The organism is Bradyrhizobium sp. LA2.1 (genome assembly GCF_040547725.1).
In the GTDB taxonomy this organism is placed as follows: domain Bacteria; phylum Pseudomonadota; class Alphaproteobacteria; order Rhizobiales; family Xanthobacteraceae; genus Bradyrhizobium; species Bradyrhizobium barranii.
The window spans coordinates 617,767-637,373 of the sequence record NZ_JBEPQI010000001.1; the positions used below are offsets into that span (position 1 = coordinate 617,767).

Here is a 19,607-nt window from a genome sequence, read left to right on the forward strand (position 1 = left end):
GGTGACGTCAAGCCAAAGATGAATTACGAGTCATAATTCATCAAAGGAGGAAACGAGGCCGGTAATCGGCCCAAAACCTGCAAAATGATCAATCTTTCGAGCTTCATCACCTTTCATGCCCGGCGCACGCCGGACCGGCCCGCGCTGAAATATCGCGGCGAGGAGATCTCCTACGCCGATTTCGATGCACGCATCCGGCAAGCGGCCGGCTGGCTCGCCGCGCAGGACATCAGCGCGGGCGACGTCGTGGCCGTGCTGATGAAGAACAGCGCGGCATTCCTGGAGCTCGCCTTCGCCACCAGCCATCTCGGCGCGGTGTTCTTGCCAATCAACTTCCGTCTCTCGCGCGACGAGGTCGGCTACATCGCCGGCAATGCCGGCGCGCGGTTGTTGATCGTCGATGAGGAATTGGCTGCGAACGCCGCGGGCGCGAAGGTCGTGGTGCTGAACGAGGCCGCGCAGCAGAGCGTCACACGGCTCGCGAGCGATGCGTCGCCCGCGTCAATGCACGTGCGCCATCCATCCGACCTGATGCGGTTGATGTACACCTCGGGCACCACCGACCGCCCCAAAGGGGTGATGCTCACTTACGATAATTTCTACTGGAAGTCCGTCGACCAGACCATTGCGCTGGGCCTCAGCGCCGAGACGCGCCTCCTCGTCGTGGGTCCGCTCTATCATGTCGGCGCACTCGACCTGCCCGGCATCGCCGTGCTCTGGCACGGCGGCTTCATCCGCATCGAGCGCAATTTCGAGCCGGAGACCGCGCTTGCGGCGATCGCGGAGGACAAGCTCAACGCCGCATGGTTCGCACCTGTGATGACCACCGCGATGCTCACCTGCCCCACCCGCGATCGCTACGACGTCTCCAGCCTGAGATGGGCGATCGGCGGCGGCGAGAAGACGCCGGAGGTGCGCATCCGCACGTTCTCGGAGTTCTTCCGCAATGCGCGCTATATCGATGCCTATGGCCTCACCGAGACCGTCGGCGGCGACACTTTCATGGAAGCCGGCAGCGAGATCGAGAAGATCGGCTCGACCGGGCGCGCCATCGCCCACGTCGAGATCGAGATCCGTGACGAGGACGGCAAGACGCTGCCGCCGAACGTCAATGGCGAGATCTGCCTGCGCGGACCGAAAATCACGCGCGGCTATTGGAAGGATCCGGAGAAGACGGCGGCGGCCTTCTTCGGCGACTGGTTCCGCAGCGGCGATGTCGGCTATCTCGACGAGGAAGGCTTCCTGTACCTGACCGACCGCAAGAAGGACATGATCATCTCGGGCGGCGAGAACATCGCTTCCTCCGAGGTCGAGCGAGTCATCTACGATTTGCCCGAGGTGCGCGAAGTCGCGGTGATCGGGCTGCGCGATGCGCGCTGGGGCGAGCGGCCGGTCGCGATCGTCGTGCTGGCCGAAGGCGCGAGCCTTGAACTCCCTGCTCTCACCGAGCACTGCCGTACGCGCCTGGCGAGCTTCAAGGTGCCGAAGGAGCTCGTCATTCGCGACAGCCTGCCGCGTAATCCGAGCGGAAAGATCCTCAAGCGCGTGCTGCGCGCCGAGCTGGAGACCTCTGAATGACGCAAGCGAATGCCAAGGTCACAAAGCTCAACCGCGTCGAGCGGAACGCCTGGACCAAGCAGAAGATCTTTGACGCCGCGACCAAGGTCGTCGGCAAGCATGGCTATGCCGAAGCCTCCGTCGCCCGCATCACGGAAGAAGCCGGCGTCGCGCAAGGCACCTTCTACAATCATTTCGAGAACCGCCAGGAGCTGCTCGACCAGCTCCTGCCGAAGATCGGCCTCGACATGGTCGAGTTCATCCGCGCCCGCACCGGCACCGCCGATGCCGCGCGGCAGGAGATCGCCCGCTTTTCCGCCTTCTTCGACTTTATCCGTGAGGTGCCGGAGTTCCTGCGCATCCTCAACGAGGCCGAATTCTTCGCGCCCATCGGCTACCAGAAACATCTCGACAACATCTCGGTTGCCTATGTCCGCATTTTGCGCCGCGCGCGAGCGGCAGGCGCGATCGAGGATTACAGCGACGAGGAATTCGAGGCGATCGTCCACATGCTGATGGGCGCGCGCGGCTATCTCAGCCGCCGCTACTCCTATTCGGCAGGCGGCGTCACCGCCGTGCCCGACCACGTCATCTCCGCCTATCGCAAGCTGATGACGCGCGGCCTCTTCAGTGCATCCGGAGATCAGGACACGCCATGAACATTGCATCTCCACAAAAGCCGCTCGATCTCGTCTCCGCGATCGCCGAAGGCGATATCCGCTGCCTGCTGATGGTGCTGGTGCACATGACCGGCGATGAGCGCTGGCTCGAGCCGCCGTACTTGCCCAAGCGCGACATCCGCCTCATTCCCGATCCGGAAGCCGGCGTGCCCCGGGAGGTCCAGGACGAAATCCGTGCCGCAGTGGTCAGGCTGTTTGTCGACGGCACGCCAAAACCTGTCATCACCGATCCCGGCGAAGCGCTGCTCTTGAAGATGATGCGCGCCTGCCTCGGCGAGAACGTCGCACCGGAATATGCACCGCTGATGCGCGAGGAAATGGGATTTGTAGCGCGCGAGCCGCAATGGACGAAGCACCCCTCCGCCGAGAAGCTTGCCGGCCAGCACGTACTGATCGTCGGCGCCGGCGTCTGCGCCATCGCGCTCGGCGTGGCACTCGGCCATCTCGGCATCCCCTACACCATCGTCGAGAAGAACGCCGAGCTCGGCGGCACCTGGTGGATCAACCGCTATCCCGGCTGCGGCGTCGATACGCCGAACCACTCCTATTCCTACTCGTTCGGCTCGGGCAATGCATGGACGCGCTATTTCTGCCAGCGCGAGGAGCTGCTTGGATATCTGCTGAAGGTCGCCGAGGAATACGGAATCCGCAAGCATCTGCGCGTCAATACCGAGCTGACAGCGTCGCGCTGGGACGAAGGCAAGCGGCGCTGGATCTCGACGCTGAAGACCCAAAATGGCGAAGAGACCTTCGAATCCACCGCTCTGGTCTCGGCCATCGGCCAGCTCAACGATCCCTCGCGCGCGCATTTCAAGGGCGAAGACAGTTTCAAGGGAACGATCCTGCATTCGGCGCTGTGGTCAGGCGATATCGACCTCGACGGCAAGCATGTCGCCGTGATCGGCACCGGCGCAACATCGATGCAGCTGGTGCCGTCGATCGCCGGCCGCGTCGCGTCCGTCACGGTCTATCAGCGCAGCGCGCAATGGGCGCGGCCCGTTAAGGGCTATTCCGATCCGATCAGCGAGGGCGCGCGCTGGCTGCTCGCGCATCTGCCGTTCTATGTGCAGTGGTATCGCTTCAACATGTTCTGGCGCTATGGCGACGGCCTGTTGCCGTTCCTGCGCAAGGACCCGGCCTGGCCGCATCCGGAGCGCGCCGTCAACAAGGGCAATGACCGGCATCGCCAGGAGCTGACCGATTTCATCCTCACCGAGCTGAAGGACCGCCCCGACCTGATCGCCAAGTGCGTGCCGACCTATCCGCCCTATGGCAAGCGCATCCTGCTTGACAACAACTGGTTCAAGACGCTCACGCGGGACAATGTCGAGCTCGTCACCGACACGATCGATCATTTCGATCGCGACGGCATCGTCACCGCTGACGGCGAGCACCGCCCCGCCGACATCATCGTCGTCGCCACCGGTTTCAAGGTGACGGAGATGGCAGCACGCCTCAACATCAGCGGCCGCGGCGGCAAGGATCTGCGCGAGGCCTGGGCCAACGACAATCCGACCGCGTTCCTCGGCCTCACCGTCCCGGACTTTCCGAACTTCTTCTGCATGCTCGGCCCGAACTCCGGCCCCGCCCACGGCGGCAGCGTCATCTTCCAGTCGGAATGTCAGAGCCGTTATATTTCCGCCTGCCTCGCCGACATGATCGAGCAAGACGTCGCCGCCATCGACCTCCGCAGGGAGGTGCTGGACGACTACGTCCAGAAGGTCGATGCCGAGCACGAGGCGATGATCTGGACCCATCCCGGCATGAGCACCTATTATCGCAATTCGAGCGGCCGCGTGTTTTCCGCGATGCCCTGGCGGTTCGTGGACTACTGGCGCATGACGCATGATCCGGATCTGGGGCAGTATCGGCTGACGAAGGGGTAAACCTTACCTCGTCGTCATTGCGAGCGCAGCGAAGCAATCCAGAATCCTTCCGCGGAGATACTCTGGATTGCTTCGCTGCGCTCGCAATGACGGAATTCGCGGGTTAATCTCCCGCACAACCGGGAGCGCCGTACGCCGAGGGAAGCCGCCAATGCCCAAGCCGCTTGTCCGCGTCTACACCGACTACAAAAGCCCCTACGCGTTCGTCGCCAACAAGCGGCTGTTCTCGCTCGAGGAGACGCACGGCGTCGAGCTCGAATGGCTGCCCTATACGCTGCGCGTCGCCGAATTCATGGGTACGGTCGAGGAGCGCACGCCGCATTTCTGGCGCAAGGTGCGTTACGCCTATATGGACGCGCGGCGCTATGCCAATGCGCAAGGGCTCGTCATGAAGGGGCCGCGCCGGATCTACGACGCCTTCTATTCCAGCGTTGGCATGCTGTTCGCACAGCGGCACGGCTTCTTCCGCCCTTATCACGACACGGTGTTCCGCAAATTCTGGAGCCATGAGCTCGAGATCGACGATCTCGCCGCAATCACGGACGTCATCACCGCGTGCGGCGGCTCGGCGAGCGAGTTCGAAGCCTACGTCAACGGCCCTGCCCGTGCCGAGCACGACCGCATCATCGACGAGGCCGAAGCACTCGGCGTGTTCGGCGTGCCGACCATGGTATTCAACGGCGAGCTGTTCTGGGGCGGTGATCGCATCGACATGCTGATCGAGCGGATCGAGCGTCCGGAAACGATCGAGGCCGCGCTCGGCAGCCGCCACCGCAAATCAGTGTAGCCGTTACGCGGCGAGGCCGCTCTCGACCGGGGCAAATTCCAGCCCGAGGCTCTCGGCAACCGCCTTATTGGTTATGCGGCCGCGATGCACGTTCAGTCCGTTGCGCAAATGCGGATTTTCCAGGACTGCAGCAAAGCCCTTGTTGGCGAGCATCAGGCCGAATGGCAGCGTTGCGTTGTTCAGCGCCTGGCTCGACGTCACCGGCACCGCGCCCGGCATGTTGGCGACGCAATAATGCACGATGCCGTCGACCTGATAGGTCGGATCGGCGTGCGTGGTCGGATGCGATGTCTCGAAGCAGCCGCCCTGGTCGATCGCGACGTCGACCAGCACGGCGCCCGGCCGCATCGACTTGAGCATCGCGCGCGTGACGAGCTTTGGTGCGCTGGCGCCCGGCACCAGCACTGCCCCGATCACGACGTCGGCGGCGAACACCTCGTCCTCGACCGCTTCGATGGTCGAGAAGCGGGTGCGCACCCGCCCGAGAAACACATCGTCCAGCTCGCGCAGACGGGGAATCGAGCGGTCGATCACAGTGACTTCCGCACCGAGGCCCGCCGCCATGCGCGCGGCCTGCGTTCCCACCACGCCGCCACCGAGCACGACGACGCGCGCCGGCTGCACGCCGGGCACACCGCCGAGCAGCACCCCGCGGCCGCCGGCCGATCGCTTGAGCGCGGCGCCGGCGGCTTCGACGGCGAGGCGGCCGGCGACTTCGCTCATCGGCGCAAGCAGGGGGAGGTGACCGGCCGCGTCGGTGACGGTCTCATAAGCGACCGCAGTGCAACCCGAGGCGAGCAGGCCCTTGGCCTGTTCGGGATCCGGCGCAAGATGGAGGTAGGTAAAGAGGATCTGGCTCTCGCGAAGCTGGGCCCATTCGCTTTTCTGCGGCTCCTTCACCTTCACGATCATGTCGGAGCTGGCGAAGATGTCGCGGGCGCTCTCGGCAATCGCGGCCCCTGCCCGCTGGTACACCTCGTCGGAAGCGCCGATGCCGCTGCCGGCACCGGTCTCGATCGTGACCTCGTGCCCGGCCGCGACATATTCGCGGACCGCGCCCGGGGTGAGCCCGACGCGATATTCCTGCACCTTGATCTCCTTGGGCACACCGACGCGCATTTTGGGCTCCTTTTGATTCACCTCACGATCGTAACGACGTGGCCGGTTTGGTTTCGTGCAAATATCCGCTAGCTTCGACCTCCCCACGCCGGTTTCCGGCGTGCAAACGCCCTTTCACGCTGGAAACGAAACCTTGGCCCTCGACCGGAAAGATCTCGCCATCCTCGCGGAACTCACCACCAATGCGCGGGCCAGCCACACCGAGCTCGCCACGAAGGTCGGGCTATCAAGCACGGCGCTGGCGCGGCGGCAGAAGGCGCTGGAGGACGACGGCTACATCCAAGCCTACCAGGCCGCGCTCGATCTCGCGCAATTCGGCCTCACCACGACGGTGCTGGTCCGCATTGCGCTGGAGAGCCAGAGCGACGAGGCACTGAAGGCGTTCGAGGCCGAGGTGGTGAAATGCCCGTCCGTCGTGCGCTGCTTTCTGATGTCCGGCACCGACGACTACATCCTGATCGTGCTCGCCCGCGACATCCAGGATTTCGAGCGCATCCACCGTACCGAGTTGTCGCGCCTGCCGCGCGTGGCGCGGGTCCAATCGAGCTTCGCGCTGCGCGAGATCGTCAACCGCGCGGTGCCGACGGTGGTCTTCGGCGAAGCCAAGCGCTGACACTGTGTCGCGGGCGCTATAATTCCCGGCAGGGAACCAAGCGGCCGGTTGTAAGTTGGAGGCCATTGGCAAGCGGAGGCAACGGTGCCTCCGCGTCAGCTCGGCTGACGTCTCGGCTCAGTCGCCGTCGCAGGGAGCAGGACATGAGCGATGTCACGCACGAGATTCCCGAACGCATTCCAGTTCATATCGTCGTCAATGGCGTCGGCCACACGCTCGATCTCGTGCCCTGGACCACGCTTCTGGATGCCCTGCGTGACCATCTTGCGCTGACCGGCACCAAGAAAGGCTGCGATCACGGCCAATGCGGCGCCTGCACCGTGCTGGTTGACGGTCGGCGCGTCAATTCCTGCCTGACGCTCGCCGTCATGAAGGACGGCGCCGAGATCACGACGATCGAAGGCCTTGCCAAGGACGGAACGCTTCATCCTGTGCAGCAGGCGTTCATCGACCACGACGCCTTTCAGTGCGGCTATTGCACGCCGGGACAGATTTGCTCGGCCGCGGGCCTTCTGGCCGAAGGCCGCGCCCGGGATGCCGACGAGATCAGAGAGCTGATGAGCGGAAATCTCTGCCGTTGCGGCGCCTATCCGAACATCGTCGCCGCGATCCAGCAGGCAATGGGCCAGCCATGAACAACTTCCAATATTCCCGCGCCACCGACATCGCCGATGCGATCCGCTTGCTGGCCGCCGATCGCGGCGCCAAGCTGATTGCCGGCGGCACCAATCTGATCGACCTGATGAAGGAAAATGTCGAGCGGCCCTCCCGGCTGATCGACATCTCCCGCCTGCCGCTCCGCGACATCGAGGAGACGTCCGACGGAGGGCTGCGCATCGGCGCCTTGGTACCGAATTCGGACCTCGCCTACCATCCGCTTGTCGAGCAGCGCTACCCCCTGCTCGCCGGCGCCATCCTCGCCGGCGCTTCCGCGCAATTGCGCAATATGGCCTCCGTTGGCGGCAACCTGATGCAGCGCACGCGCTGCGCTTACTTTTATGACACGGCGACGCCCTGCAACAAGCGAGAGCCCGGCAGCGGCTGCTCGGCAATCGACGGCCTCAACCGCAACCACGCAATCCTCGGCACGAGCGCGTCCTGCATCGCGACCAACCCGTCCGACATGAGCGTCGCACTTGCCGCGCTCGGTGCGCTCGTGCACGTCGCAGGTCCCTCCGGCCAGCGCACGATCGCATTGGCCGATTTCCATCGACTCCCGGAGGACAAACCTCATGTCGATACAAATCTCGGCACCGGCGAGATCATCGCGGCCGTCGAACTTCCCAAGCACGGCTTTGCCCGCAACTACAGCTATCTGAAAATCCGCGACCGGCTGTCCTATGCTTTTGCTTTGGTCTCGGTCGCGGCCGCGCTCGAACTGGATGGCAACGCGATCAGCGAAGCCCGCCTGGCGCTCGGCGGCGTGGCTCACAAGCCGTGGCGCAGCCTTGAGGCCGAAGCGGCGTTGCGCGGCCGGGCGGCGACGCCGGATCACTTCTCGCGCGCTGCCGATCTGCTGCTGCACGGGGCAACGGCCCGCGCACATAACCGCTTCAAGATCGAGCTCGCACACCGCGCCATCGTGCGCACGCTGATACAAGCCGCCAGCGCCACGCCGCAGTCACAGGCTCACAAGAAAATCGCGTGAGGGACCGATGAACGCCTATGTCGGAACGCCAACGTCCCGCGTCGATGGCCGCGCCAAGGTCACCGGAGCCGCCAAATATGCCGGCGAATTCCCGGCAGACGGCCTCCTCCATGGCTTCGTCGTCGAGGCCACGATTCCGCGCGGACGTATCGCTCGCCTCGACGCCAGCGACGCGCTGCAAGTGCAGGGCGTGGTCGACGTGCTCACGCATGCGCATCGTCCGCCCCTCGCCGACAATGACGATGCCTGGAAGGACGAGGTGGCGCCGGAGAAGGGCTCGCCTTTCCGCCCGCTCTATGACGACAAGATCTGGTTCAACGGCCAGCCGATCGCGCTCGTCGTGGCGGATGACTGGGAAACCGCCAAATTCGCCGCGACCCGCGTGCGCGTTGAATACGACCGGGAGGCATTTGCGACGGACCTCGAATCCGAACATGGCAAAGCCGGCAAAGTGGATCGGCCGCACAAGCCGCGAGGCGACGCCGCCGCGGCGCTGGCGGGGGCCGCTGTGCGGCACCAGGCGGATTACGTCCTGCCGACCGAGCACCACAACCCGATGGAGCTCTATGCGACCACGGTGGTCCGCGACGGCAGCGGCAGGCTTACCGTCTATGACAAGACGCAAGGTGTCCAGAACGTCCACAAATATCTATGCAGTGTGTTCAACAAGAGGCACGATGACCTCCGCGTGGTCTCGCCCTATGTCGGCGGTGCCTTCGGCTCCGGATTGCGGCCGCAATACCAGGTGGTGCTGGCGACGCTTGCCGCGCTCGAACTCAAGCGATCCGTCCGTGTCGTGCTGACACGGCAGCAGATGTACGGGCTCGGCTACCGGCCGATGACCATCGAGCGTGTCGCGCTCGGCGCAAGGCCCGACGGCACGCTCGATGCCGTCACGCACGAGGCCACTGCCGTGACTTCGCGCTACGAGGATTTTTCGCGCAATGACAGCGGCTGGGCGGAACAGCTGTACAAGAGCCCGAACAGCCTCTTCTCCCACAAGCTCGTCGATCTCGACCTCTCCACACCCTGCGACATGCGCGCGCCCGGCGCCGCGTCCGGCGTCTGCGCGCTCGAATGCGCCATGGACGAGCTGGCCGTCGCGCTCAAGCTCGATCCGATCGAGCTGCGATTGAAGTGCTATTCGGATCGCGACCAGAGCGAAGACCTGCCCTACACCAGCAAGCAGCTGCGCGAATGCTACGCACGCGGCGCGGAAGCGTTCGGCTGGGGCCGGCGCAATCCTGCGCCGCGCTCCACGCGCGACGGCAAGGAGCTGGTCGGCTGGGGCATGGCGACGGGGGTGTGGGAGGCGCTTCAGATGCCGGCCGCCGTCCGCATCGTGCTGACGTCGAACGGCCACGCCGAAGTATCCTGCGCCGCCTCCGATATCGGCACCGGCACCTACACCATCGTGGCACAGGTGGCCGCCGACGCCCTCGGGCTGCCGATCGAGAATATCGACGTGAAGCTTGCCGACTCGACCTTGCCGCAGGCCCCTGTCGAAGGCGGTTCCTGGATGGCGGCGTCGGCCGCGCACGCCGTGCTGGGCGCGGCCGAAGACATTCGCCAGGAGCTCGCACGGCTCGCCAAGGCGATGCCCGCCTCGCCCCTCGGCGGCGTCGATGCGCCCGACGTGATCCTTGTCGACGGCACGATCGCCAAGGCCGGCGACAAGGCTCGCGCCGTCTCGATCGCCGATGCGATGCGCCACGGCAAGCTCGAGCGGATCGAGAAGCAGAAGCTCAATCATTTCGCGGAGGACAAGTCGCACGCGCGCAACACCCATTCGGCGGTCTTCGCCGAGGTCAAGGTCGACGAAGAACTAGGCGTCATCCGCGTCACGCGCGTCGTGAGCGCGGTCGCAGCCGGACGGATCCTCAATACCAAGACCGGCCGCAGCCAGATCATGGGCGGCGTGGTCTGGGGTATCGGAATGGCGCTGCACGAGGAGACGGTGATGGATCACCGCTTCGGCAGGATCATGAACGCGAACATCGCCGAGTACCACATTCCCGTGAATGCCGACGTTCACGACATCGACGTCATCTTCGTCGACGAACCCGACGACCGGATCAACAAGCTGGGCGTCAAGGGCATTGGCGAAATCGGCATCGTCGGCGTACCTGCGGCGATCGCGAACGCAGTCTATCACGCCACCGGTAAGCGCATCCGGCGCTTCCCGATCACGCTGGACAAGTTGCTGGATTGATCGCCCGTCACACGATCCCCGCTGGATCGGGCGATTGTCATAGAACTGTCATCGAAAGTGCAGAGACCTGCCAGTCTCTGTAGATTCGGGACACACCATGGATTATTTCAAGCGCTTCAACTTCCTGTTCGCCGCACCGGTGTTTGACGCCGACGATCTGGAAGGCATCCGCTTCAACCAGATTATCGAGGAGATCCAGCGCTCCGGCTTCGAGGTCGTGAGGGCCCGCAGACTGGAGGACGCGGAGATCGCGGTGCAGACCGACGCCGCGATCGGCTGCATGGTGGTGGACTGGGGCAAGAAGGGCCTCGAGGGGAAGACCTCGGCGCTGATCAACCTGATGCGTCGCCGCGGCCTCGACTTCCCGATCATCCTCCTGATCCGGCGCAAGCGCTTCGAGGATTTGCCGGTCGAGGTGCTCGACTTCATCGACGGCTATGTCTTCCTCTCCGAGGAGACGCCGACCTTCATCGCCAAGAATTTGATCAGCCGGCTCAAGCAATATGCCGAGACGCTGAAGACGCCGTTCTTCGGCGCGCTGGTCGATTATGCCGAGGAAGGCAACCAGCTCTGGACCTGTCCGGGTCACAATGGCGGCGTGTTCTACAACCGCAGTCCGATCGGCCGGGTCTTCGTCGAGCATCTCGGCGAATCCGTGTTCCGCGACGACCTCGACAATTCCGTGCTCGATCTCGGCGACCTCCTCACCCATGAGGGTCCCGCGCTGAGGGCGCAGAAGGAAGCCGCCCAGATTTTCGGCGCGGAGAAGACCTATTTCGTGCTCAACGGCACCTCGACCTCGAACAAGGTCGCGCTCGGCGCCCTCGTCACCGACGGCGACCTCGTTCTGTTCGACCGCAACAACCACAAGGCCGCCCATCACGGCGCGCTGATGATCAATGGCGGCATCCCGATCTACGTGCCGACCATCCGCAACGCCTGGGGCCTGATCGGCCCGATGCGCTGGGACATGCTCGACGAGAAGGCCCTGCGCGAGGCGATCCGGAACCATCCGCTGGTGACGGACAAGGACGCCTGGCGCAAGGAGCGGCCGTTCCGCGTCGCCGTGGTCGAGCAGTGCACCTATGACGGCTCGATCCACAGCGCCGAGATGATCCTGAAGCGCATCGGCCATCTCTGCGAATACATCCTGTTCGACGAGGCCTGGGCCGGCTTCATGAAGTTCCACCCGCTCTATGCCGGCCGCTTTGCCATGGGGCTGGCGAACCTTCCTCCCGAAGCGCCCGGCATCATCGCGACGCAATCCACCCACAAGCAGCTCGCGAGCTTCTCGCAGGCCTCCCAGATCCACATCAAGGACCGCCATATCCGCGGCCAGAAGCGGCGCGTCGAACACCGCCGCTTCAACGAGAGCTTCATGCAGCACGCCTCGACCTCGCCGTTCTACCCGCTGTTCGCCTCTCTCGACGTCGGCGCGCAGATGATGAAGGGCCGCTCGGGCGAGGTCCTTTGGGACGACACGATCCGGCTCGGCATCGAGCTGCGCAAGAAGATCCGCGCCATGCGCCGGGAGTTCGAGGAGAAGGAGCAAAATCCGGATCGCCGCTGGTTCTTCGAGCCCTTCGTTCCCGATCGCGTCGCCATTCCCGACGTCAGCCGCCCCGGCGCCGCGCACAACGTCGCCTGGGAGACCCTCTCCACCGACGAGCTCGCCACCAATCCGGCGCTGTGGCAGCTCTCGCCAGATACCAACTGGCACGGCTTTCCCGATCTCGCGGAGGGCTTTGCCATGACCGACCCGAACAAGCTGACGCTGCTGACGCCCGGCTTCGATCGCACCACCGGCGCCTATGCCGAACACGGCATCCCCGCGCCTGTGGTCGCGCAGTACTTGCGTGAAAACCGCATCGTCCCTGAGAAGAACGACCTCAACTCCCTGCTCTTCCTGCTCACTCCCGGCGTCGAGGCGAGCAAGGCCGGCACGCTGATCTCCGGTCTTGTCGCATTCAAAAGGTTGCATGACGACAACGCGTTGCTGGCCGACGTCATCCCTGAATTCTACCAGCGGCGTCAGGCGCGCTATGCCGGCGTGCGGCTGCGCGATCTCTGCGGCGACATGCACCGCTTCTTCCGCGCCGCCGACGTCAGCGCCCTGCAGGCCCGGCAGTTCATGCCCGAGCACATGCCCGAGATCGCGATGTCGCCCCGCGATGCCGCGCGCTATCTGTTCAAGAACGACGTCGACTATTTGCCGATCGAGGCGATCGCGGGCCGCATCGCCACCACGCCGTTCGTGGTCTACCCGCCCGGCATCGCCACCATCGTGCCCGGCGAGCGGCTGACGGAGCGGGCCAAGCCCATGGTGGATTATCTCAAAATGTTCGAAATCTGTTTCAACACGTTCCCGGGGTTCGATGTGGAAATCCAGGGCGTCTACAAGGAGATCGATGCACAGGGCCGCATCGGCCTCTATACTTACGTCGTTGCCGAGTAGGTGCCGATGAACGAAACAGCGATTGCGCGTACAGATGACGAGCCGGTTCAGGTCCGCCCCTCACGGGAGAGCGATGTCGAGGCGATGCTGGCGATCTACCGCCACCACGTCCGCAATGGCGTGCCGCGCGATGTCGAGGGAACCGGCGCGCCCGAACCGGACGATCTGCGCGACCGCCGCAAGAACCTGAAGCAGACCCGCCTGCCGCATCTGGTCGCGACCTATCGTGGCGAGGTGGTCGGCTATGCCTATGCCGTGCTGTTCCGCAAGCGGCCGGCCTATCGCTACACGGCCAAGCATTCGATCTACGTCCACCACGAGCATCTTGGTCGCGGCGTCGGCCGGCTGATGCTCCAGGGAATGATCGATGCGTGTGCGGCGGCCGGCTTCCGCCAGATGATCGGCTATATCGATGCCGACAACGCGCCCTCGCTGGCGCTGCACGAAAAATTCGGCTTCGCGCGCGCCGGCCTGCTCTGCGGTGTCGCCTATCGCCACGGCCGCTGGTCGGACACCGTCATGGTGCAGCGATCGCTCGGCGCGGGCGTCACCGCTCCGCCGACGCTACCGGCACCGGGCCGTTAAACCTTACGAGGGAAAGTCAGCCGGTTTGACCTGGATCCGATCGGCATGCAGCGACCAGTGATGCAACGCCTGGTCCTTGCAAAACCTCGCCTTCGCCCGCTCCCTGGCTTCGTCCTCGTCGGTGGCGTCAATTTCGAGCGTGCCCTGGCAAACCTCGATCTGCCGGCCGTACTGGCCGAGCACGTCCTTCATGAACCTGACGACATAAGTTGACATGGGACCTCCTGCCTGCGCCAGCCTGCCCCGGCGGCACTCTAATCCCATTTAGCCTGAACCGGGAAAGGAGATTTTGACGCGGATCAAGATCGGTGACGGTTCCCGCCGCCACCGCAGGCGTCGATACAATCCGTCAGCGATCACGTCTTGATATCGAGGAGGGTCTGTTCTGTCTCGGCGTAGGCTTGAATGACCTTCGCATTGGCGATGAAGCTGTACTTGGCGGTCGCCATTTGAACGAACTCGCTGGCGAGATCGACGTTCGGCGCGGCGACCAGGCCGTCCTCGTTTGCGAAGGGAGCGCCGGGGTCGGATTGTGCGGTATAGCTCGGCGAAACCGTCGACACGGTCGCGACCGTACCGCCTGGCGTCGAGCCGCTCGATTGGGAGACCTGATCGACGCGCAACGGCACATAAGCTGCGGGAAAAGTCGGACCAATGCTCGAGCTGCCCGCACCGGCCGATGCGCTCGATCCGCTTGAGGCGGGTAGCGGGCCGGTCGTGCGGACATTGGCGATGTTGCTCGCGGCCACGTTCACACGCAAACTCGCCGCGGAAAGTCCTGACGTCGCAATCGAAAATATGCTCATGGACTTCAACTACAGGACAAGTGATACGCGTTCATTCACGCCATCAGTAAAATCCGCCGCTTTCTGTTTTCATCCGCGTAACCAACGATCGGAGCGCGATCAGGCTTCGCATGCCCCTACCCCGGCGTCACGCCGAACGCCTGCTTGAAGCGCTCGGCGTAGCGCGGCCAGACCTCGGGATTGATGATGCGCGGCGGGCGTTTGCCGTCGAGCGTCTCCAGGACCTGCTCGGCCGCGATACGGCCCATGTTCTGGCGCGCCTCGATCGTGACGCCTGCGGTGTGAGGGCTCGCCAGCACATTGTCGAGCTGGAGCAGCGGATGCTCCGGCGGCGGCGGCTCCTTGGACCAGACGTCGAGGCCGGCGCCGGCGATGCGCTTGTCGCGCAACGCCTGGAGCAGCGCGTCCTCGTCGTGGATGAAGCCGCGCGCCGTGGTGATGAAGTACGCATGCGGCTGCATCAGCGCGAATTCGCGCACGCTGATCATGTTGCGGCTGCCCTTGTTCAACGGGCAGGAGATCGAGACGAAATCGGCGCGGCGCAGCAGCTCGTCGAGCTCGACCTTCTCCCCGCCCCGCTCGGCCATCACCTCGGCCGACAAATACGGGTCATAGGCCAGCACCTTCATGCCGAGCAGGCCCTTGCACAGCGCGGCAATGCGGCGGCCGACATTGCCGAGGCCGATGATGCCCACGGTCTTGTGCTCGACCTCGTTGCCGACGAGTTCGTTGCGGTTGACGTTGGCCTCCCTGCGGAGCTTGCGGTCGGACTGGATGATGCGCTTGGACAGCGTCAGCATCATCGCCAGCGCATGCTCGGCGACGGAATGGGCATTGCCGCCGGACTGGTTGACGACCAGCACGCCCGCATCGGTGCAGGCCTCGACATCGACGGGATCGAAGCCGGCACCATTGCTGGAGACCAGCAACAGGTTCGGCGTGCGCTTCAGGAAGGCCGCATCGACATGGAAATGCGGAGCAAGTTCGTCGCGGGCGGCGCCGATCTGGTAAACATGCGCCGCGTTCAGGATCGGAGCATAGAAATCTTCGGGGCTCTCGTTCTCGATGCGATCGAGCCGGACGTCGGACCGCGCCTTCAGGATGTCGATATAGATCGGATTGGCCAGGTATTTGACGTAGAAGACGCGCTTGCTATTGACGGACATCAGGACCCTTCCGGCTCTCTCAAGGAGACCCGCAAGGCCAGCGCACCCCGCGCCCCGTCCATGCGTTCCTCCCGTTTTTGCATTATCGCCGCTTATGACATGGCGGTGCCGGCCACGACAGGCCGTCTGGCGCAGATCACGGTGCTGGCCCGGACATGTTGACAATCCCGCTGCCTGCGTCAAGTTCGGCAGACCGCCGCGACGACCAGAAGCAAGAAGCATGCGCGGCTCAAGGGAGAACGCAATGGCGCTTGCGGAACAGCAGACCTCGCCCCAGGCGGCACAAGGCGCCAGCGACAGGAGCTGGCACGGCATCGTCCTGCAGACCCTGAAGCGGAACGAGATCAGCCTGATCCCTTACGTGCCCGACCGCGTGCTGACGCCGCTGATCAAGAACCTGCACGCCGACCCCTTCTTCACCACCTTTGCCACCGCTCGCGAGGAAGAGGCCGTCGGCATCGTCTCCGGCGCCTGGATGGGCGGACGTCGCGGCGCGGTGCTGATGCAGACCTCCGGCTTCGCCACGCTCGCCAACGTGCTGGCCTCGCTCGCGGTGCCCTACCAGATCCCGCTGATCATGTTCGTCTCCGAGCGCGGCACGCTTGGCGAGTTCAATTACGGGCAATCGCTGGTCTGCCGGACCATGCGCCCGGTGCTGGATTCACTCGCGCTGGAGCACCACACCATCACCCGGCTCGATGAACTCGAATTCATCGCCGACCGCTCGATCAAGCAGGCCGTCACCACGCAGGCGCCGGTGGCGCTGATCCTCAACCCGCTGCTCACCGGCGGCAAGACGTTCGACAAGTGAGGTCGGCGATGAACACGCGCAATACCAAGGTCATGAACCGCTTCGACGTTACCTCGCGCCTGATCGCCAAGCTCAAGCACGAGGAAGCGGTGATCGGCGGCATCGGCAACACCAATTTCGATCTCTGGGCCGCCGGCCATCGCCCGCAGAACTTCTACATGCTCGGCAGCATGGGGCTGGCTTTCCCGATTGCATTGGGCGTCGCGCTGGCCCAGCCCGATCGCCCCGTCTTCGCGCTCGAAGGCGACGGCTCGCTGCTGATGCAGCTCGGCGCGCTCGCGACGATTGCGGCGTTGAAGCCGAAGAACCTCATCATGATCGTGATGGACAACGGCATCTACCAGATCACCGGTGCGCAGCCGACACCGGCCGCTGGCGTCGCCGACATCGTCGCCATAGCCACAGGCTCGGGACTTGCCAACAGCGTCTGGGCCGCGGACGAGGAGGATTTCGAGCGGCTGGTCGACGAGGCCCTGTCCGCCTCCGAGCCGAGCCTGATCGCGGTCCGCATCGACGACAAGCCGGGCGTGGGTACCACCCGCAGGGATCCCGTTCAGATCCGGGAACGCTTCATGCACGGCCTCGGCGTGCGCGAGCCACTTTAACGTTTCGTCATTAACTACACGGCGATCTGATCCCTGCCCCGCAACAGGCCGTTGCAAATCCGTGCTATCGGCACCGGATGCCTATTTTTGTTCGCTTTTTTGCTTGGCTGCTCGCGGCCGCCGTCACTTTCGCAACCCTCGGCCCGCCCGGCCTGCGGCCCCATTCCGATCTCGGCCAGGACGGCGAGCACGCCCTCGCCTTCATCCTGGTGGGACTGGCCTTCAGCCTCGCCTACCGGAATCGCCGCTGGGCCGTCGCCGCCGTCGCGGTGGTCCTGATCGGCGTGCTCGAGCTGATGCAGTTCTGGGCACCGGGACGGCATGCACGGCTGGACGATTTTCTTGTCGATGCCGGCACCGCCTGCATCGGCTTTGCGCTCGCCGCCGTCACCGATTGGATCATGGCGCGCTTCCGCGCCAATTCGGCCCTCACGAACTAAGGCCCCGCGGAGTGACGCTCCGCAGGGCCCGGCTCTTCAAAGCCTTCACGCTCTGACCGATCAGTCGATGATCTTGACGACGCGGCGCGTGCGCGGTTCGACGATGACGCGGCGATCGTTCACGACCGCGTAGCGATACTCGGTGTAGTTCGGCACGGGGCGCAGCACCACGGTCGAGGGCAGCGGCTCGCCGACGACGACGCGCTCGTGGATCACGACGGAATCGTCGCGCGGGATTCCGCCGAGCACGGCATTCGGAATTTCGAGGCCCGCACCGACGGTGCCGCCGACCATCGCGCCGATCGGTCCGCCGATGTCGCCACCCGCACGTGCGCCGTCCCTAGCGCCCTGTTCGGTCGTCGACTGGGCAAAGGCTGCACTCGACGCCAGCAGCGACACGGCAGCCAGCGAAATCGCAAGACGAGTCTTCATGTCCACACTCTCCAGTGTTTGTTGATGCGCCTTCAACCGCGGGGCCGGAGCATTGTTCCGGTTCCCCTGCGGCGAAAGACGCGCCAAATCTTGAGAGTGTTACCGCGTAACAGTTCAGGCCGCGGCGATCTCGTGGCCTGCCATCAGTTCCAGCGCCCGCACCATCGCCGAGTGATCCCAGGCTTTGCCGCCATGGGCGGTGCAGGACGAGAACAATTGCTGCGCCAATGCCGTGCTCGGCAGCGACAGGCCGAGCGCGCGCGCACCTTCCAGCGCGAGGTTAAGGTCCTTCTGATGCAGCTCGATGCGGAAACCCGGCTCGAAATTGCGCTTCACCATGCGCTCGCCATGTACTTCGAGAATCCGCGACGAGGCAAAACCGCCCATCAGCGCCTTGCGCACGAGAGCGGGATTGGCCCCCGCCTTGGATGCGAACAGCAGCGCTTCGCTCACCGCCTCAATCGTCAGTGCGACGATGATCTGGTTGGCGACCTTCGTCGTCTGGCCATCGCCATTGGCGCCGACATGCGTGACGTTCTTGCCCATCTTGTCGAAGATCGGCTTCATGGTGCCAAAGGCCCGCTCCGGGCCGCCGACCATGATGGTGAGGGTCGCGGCCTTTGCCCCGACCTCGCCGCCCGACACCGGCGCGTCGAGATAGTCCGCCCCCAGCGCCTCGATCTTCTTCGCAAACTCCTTGGTCGCCAGCGGCGAGATCGAGCTCATGTCGACGACGATCTTGCCCTTGGAGATGCCGCTCGCGACGCCGTCCTTACCGAACAGCACCGCCTCCACATGCGGGGTATCAGGCACCATGATGATGACGGCATCCGCCTCCTCCGCGACCTCCTTGGCTGACTTGCAGGCGATGCCGCCCGCCGCGATCAGCTCGGGCGACACGGGCGTAACGTCGTGGAGCAGCACGCGATGGCCTGCGGCCAGAAGATGGCCGGCCATCGGCCGTCCCATGGTGCCAAGTCCGATGAAGCCGATGTCGATCATGTCTACGTTTCCTCAGGTCTCAAATGTCTGCGCGGCGTGCCAGGACAGGCCTTCCAGCGTCGTGGTGCGCGGCTTGTATTCGCAGCCGATCCAGCCGCGATAGCCGATCGCGTCGAGGTGGCGGAACAGGAAGGGATAGTTGATCTCGCCGGTGCCGGGCTCGTGGCGACCGGGATTGTCGGCGAGCTGGATATGGGCGATTTGGGGGAGATATTCCTGCATGGTCCGGGCGAGATCGCCCTCCATGATCTGCATGTGGTAGATGTCGTACTGGATGAACAGATTGTTCGACCGCACCTCGGAGATCAGCTGAACCGCCTGCTCGGTGCCGTTGAGGTGGAAGCCGGGAATGTCGAGCGTGTTGATCGGCTCGACCAGGAGCTTGATGTTCTCGCGCGCCAGCGTCGAGGCGGCAAAGCGAAGGTTGCCAACCAGCGTTTCGTTGAGCTCGCGCGGGTCGGCATCGGCAGGCGCGATGCCGACGAGGCAGTTGAGCTGCTCGCAATCGAGCGCCTTGGCGTAGTCGATGGCCCGGAACACGCCGTCGCGAAATTCACTGACGCGATCGGGCAGGATCGCGATGCCGCGCTCGCCCGCCGCCCAGTTGCCCGCTGGAAGATTGTGCAGCACCTGCGTCAGCCCGTGAGCTTCGAGCTGCTCGCGCAACAACGCCTTGTCGAAATCGTAGGGGAAGAGATACTCGACCCCGGAGAAGCCCGCCGCTTTCGCCGCGGCAAAGCGGTCGGGAAACGGCATCTCGTTGAAGAGCATGGTGAGGTTGGCGGCAAATTTCGGCATGATGC

Annotated in this window: 20 protein-coding genes; 13 read left to right on the plus strand and 7 right to left on the minus strand. The window is 64.4% G+C overall.

What is annotated here, in order from left to right:
- The first annotated feature begins 84 nt into the window (after positions 1 to 84).
- The 4 genes from ABIB95_RS02605 (at position 85) to ABIB95_RS02620 (ending at position 4,910) form a co-directional block, all read left to right on the plus strand.
- On the plus strand, positions 85 to 1,578 hold the full coding sequence (locus ABIB95_RS02605) for an AMP-binding protein (protein WP_354237804.1): 1,494 nt from the start codon (positions 85 to 87) through the stop codon (positions 1,576 to 1,578).
- The gene (locus tag ABIB95_RS02610) at positions 1,575 to 2,216 is read left to right on the plus strand and encodes a TetR/AcrR family transcriptional regulator (protein WP_071915527.1); all 642 of its coding nucleotides are present in this window, start codon (positions 1,575 to 1,577) and stop codon (positions 2,214 to 2,216) included. The genes ABIB95_RS02605 and ABIB95_RS02610 overlap by 4 nt, the downstream gene beginning before the upstream one ends.
- A complete protein-coding gene (locus ABIB95_RS02615) occupies positions 2,213 to 4,123 on the plus strand; it encodes a flavin-containing monooxygenase (RefSeq protein WP_354237805.1) in 1,911 nt (636 codons plus the stop codon). The genes ABIB95_RS02610 and ABIB95_RS02615 overlap by 4 nt, the downstream gene beginning before the upstream one ends.
- 151 nt (positions 4,124 to 4,274) lie before the next feature.
- Positions 4,275 to 4,910 (plus strand): 2-hydroxychromene-2-carboxylate isomerase, encoded by a 636-nt coding sequence (locus ABIB95_RS02620; protein ID WP_354237806.1) that lies wholly within the window; start codon positions 4,275 to 4,277, stop codon positions 4,908 to 4,910.
- A 3-nt stretch (positions 4,911 to 4,913) separates the two neighbouring features.
- On the opposite strand, the gene ald is transcribed toward ABIB95_RS02620, so the two are convergent.
- Positions 4,914 to 6,029, minus strand: coding sequence for an alanine dehydrogenase (gene ald / locus ABIB95_RS02625; protein ID WP_354237807.1), 1,116 nt, complete (start codon positions 6,027 to 6,029; stop codon positions 4,914 to 4,916).
- Between the two features lie 133 nt (positions 6,030 to 6,162).
- Between ald and ABIB95_RS02630 the strand changes: the two genes are divergently transcribed.
- From ABIB95_RS02630 to ABIB95_RS02655, 6 genes are all read left to right on the plus strand, one after another.
- Complete coding sequence (locus ABIB95_RS02630) at positions 6,163 to 6,642, plus strand: Lrp/AsnC family transcriptional regulator (protein WP_028150288.1); 480 nt, start codon at positions 6,163 to 6,165, stop codon at positions 6,640 to 6,642.
- Between the two features lie 143 nt (positions 6,643 to 6,785).
- Entirely contained in the window at positions 6,786 to 7,277 is a 492-nt protein-coding gene (locus tag ABIB95_RS02635; RefSeq protein ID WP_354237808.1) for a (2Fe-2S)-binding protein, read from the plus strand.
- Positions 7,274 to 8,290 (plus strand): FAD binding domain-containing protein, encoded by a 1,017-nt coding sequence (locus ABIB95_RS02640; protein ID WP_354237809.1) that lies wholly within the window; start codon positions 7,274 to 7,276, stop codon positions 8,288 to 8,290. The genes ABIB95_RS02635 and ABIB95_RS02640 overlap by 4 nt, the downstream gene beginning before the upstream one ends.
- A 7-nt stretch (positions 8,291 to 8,297) precedes the next feature.
- On the plus strand, positions 8,298 to 10,502 hold the full coding sequence (locus tag ABIB95_RS02645) for a xanthine dehydrogenase family protein molybdopterin-binding subunit (protein WP_354237810.1): 2,205 nt from the start codon (positions 8,298 to 8,300) through the stop codon (positions 10,500 to 10,502).
- A gap of 97 nt (positions 10,503 to 10,599) precedes the next feature.
- Positions 10,600 to 12,957 (plus strand): Orn/Lys/Arg family decarboxylase, encoded by a 2,358-nt coding sequence (locus tag ABIB95_RS02650; RefSeq protein ID WP_354237811.1) that lies wholly within the window; start codon positions 10,600 to 10,602, stop codon positions 12,955 to 12,957.
- 6 nt (positions 12,958 to 12,963) lie between these two features.
- On the plus strand, positions 12,964 to 13,542 hold the full coding sequence (locus tag ABIB95_RS02655) for a GNAT family N-acetyltransferase (protein ID WP_354237812.1): 579 nt from the start codon (positions 12,964 to 12,966) through the stop codon (positions 13,540 to 13,542).
- 3 nt (positions 13,543 to 13,545) lie between these two features.
- Here the strand turns inward: ABIB95_RS02655 and ABIB95_RS02660 are convergent, their stop codons facing one another.
- From ABIB95_RS02660 to ABIB95_RS02670, 3 genes are all read right to left on the minus strand, one after another.
- Positions 13,546 to 13,758 (minus strand): hypothetical protein, encoded by a 213-nt coding sequence (locus tag ABIB95_RS02660; RefSeq protein WP_028150282.1) that lies wholly within the window; start codon positions 13,756 to 13,758, stop codon positions 13,546 to 13,548.
- Positions 13,759 to 13,898: 140 nt separating this feature from the next.
- Entirely contained in the window at positions 13,899 to 14,348 is a 450-nt protein-coding gene (locus tag ABIB95_RS02665; RefSeq protein WP_354237813.1) for a flagellar basal body rod protein FlgC, read from the minus strand.
- A gap of 116 nt (positions 14,349 to 14,464) precedes the next feature.
- Positions 14,465 to 15,514, minus strand: coding sequence for a hydroxyacid dehydrogenase (locus ABIB95_RS02670; protein ID WP_354237814.1), 1,050 nt, complete (start codon positions 15,512 to 15,514; stop codon positions 14,465 to 14,467).
- A 244-nt stretch (positions 15,515 to 15,758) separates the two neighbouring features.
- Here ABIB95_RS02670 and ABIB95_RS02675 point away from each other — a divergent pair, with 244 nt between their 5' ends.
- From ABIB95_RS02675 to ABIB95_RS02685, 3 genes are all read left to right on the plus strand, one after another.
- Positions 15,759 to 16,325: a decarboxylase gene (locus ABIB95_RS02675; RefSeq protein ID WP_354117008.1), complete on the plus strand. Its 567-nt coding sequence runs from the start codon at positions 15,759 to 15,761 to the stop codon at positions 16,323 to 16,325.
- Positions 16,326 to 16,333: 8 nt separating this feature from the next.
- A complete protein-coding gene (locus ABIB95_RS02680; RefSeq protein WP_354237816.1) occupies positions 16,334 to 16,930 on the plus strand; it encodes a thiamine pyrophosphate-dependent enzyme in 597 nt (198 codons plus the stop codon).
- 77 nt (positions 16,931 to 17,007) lie between these two features.
- Positions 17,008 to 17,370 carry a VanZ family protein gene (locus ABIB95_RS02685; RefSeq protein ID WP_354237817.1) on the plus strand — a complete coding sequence of 121 codons (363 nt, stop codon included), beginning with the start codon at positions 17,008 to 17,010 and terminating at the stop codon, positions 17,368 to 17,370.
- A 60-nt stretch (positions 17,371 to 17,430) separates the two neighbouring features.
- On the opposite strand, the gene ABIB95_RS02690 is transcribed toward ABIB95_RS02685, so the two are convergent.
- The 3 genes from ABIB95_RS02690 to hyi form a co-directional block, all read right to left on the minus strand.
- Positions 17,431 to 17,802: a DUF1236 domain-containing protein gene (locus ABIB95_RS02690; RefSeq protein ID WP_354237818.1), complete on the minus strand. Its 372-nt coding sequence runs from the start codon at positions 17,800 to 17,802 to the stop codon at positions 17,431 to 17,433.
- Between the two features lie 114 nt (positions 17,803 to 17,916).
- A complete protein-coding gene (locus ABIB95_RS02695; RefSeq protein WP_354237819.1) occupies positions 17,917 to 18,804 on the minus strand; it encodes a 2-hydroxy-3-oxopropionate reductase in 888 nt (295 codons plus the stop codon).
- A 12-nt stretch (positions 18,805 to 18,816) separates the two neighbouring features.
- Positions 18,817 to 19,602, minus strand: coding sequence for a hydroxypyruvate isomerase (gene hyi / locus ABIB95_RS02700; protein WP_354237820.1), 786 nt, complete (start codon positions 19,600 to 19,602; stop codon positions 18,817 to 18,819).
- Positions 19,603 to 19,607: the final 5 nt, after the last annotated feature.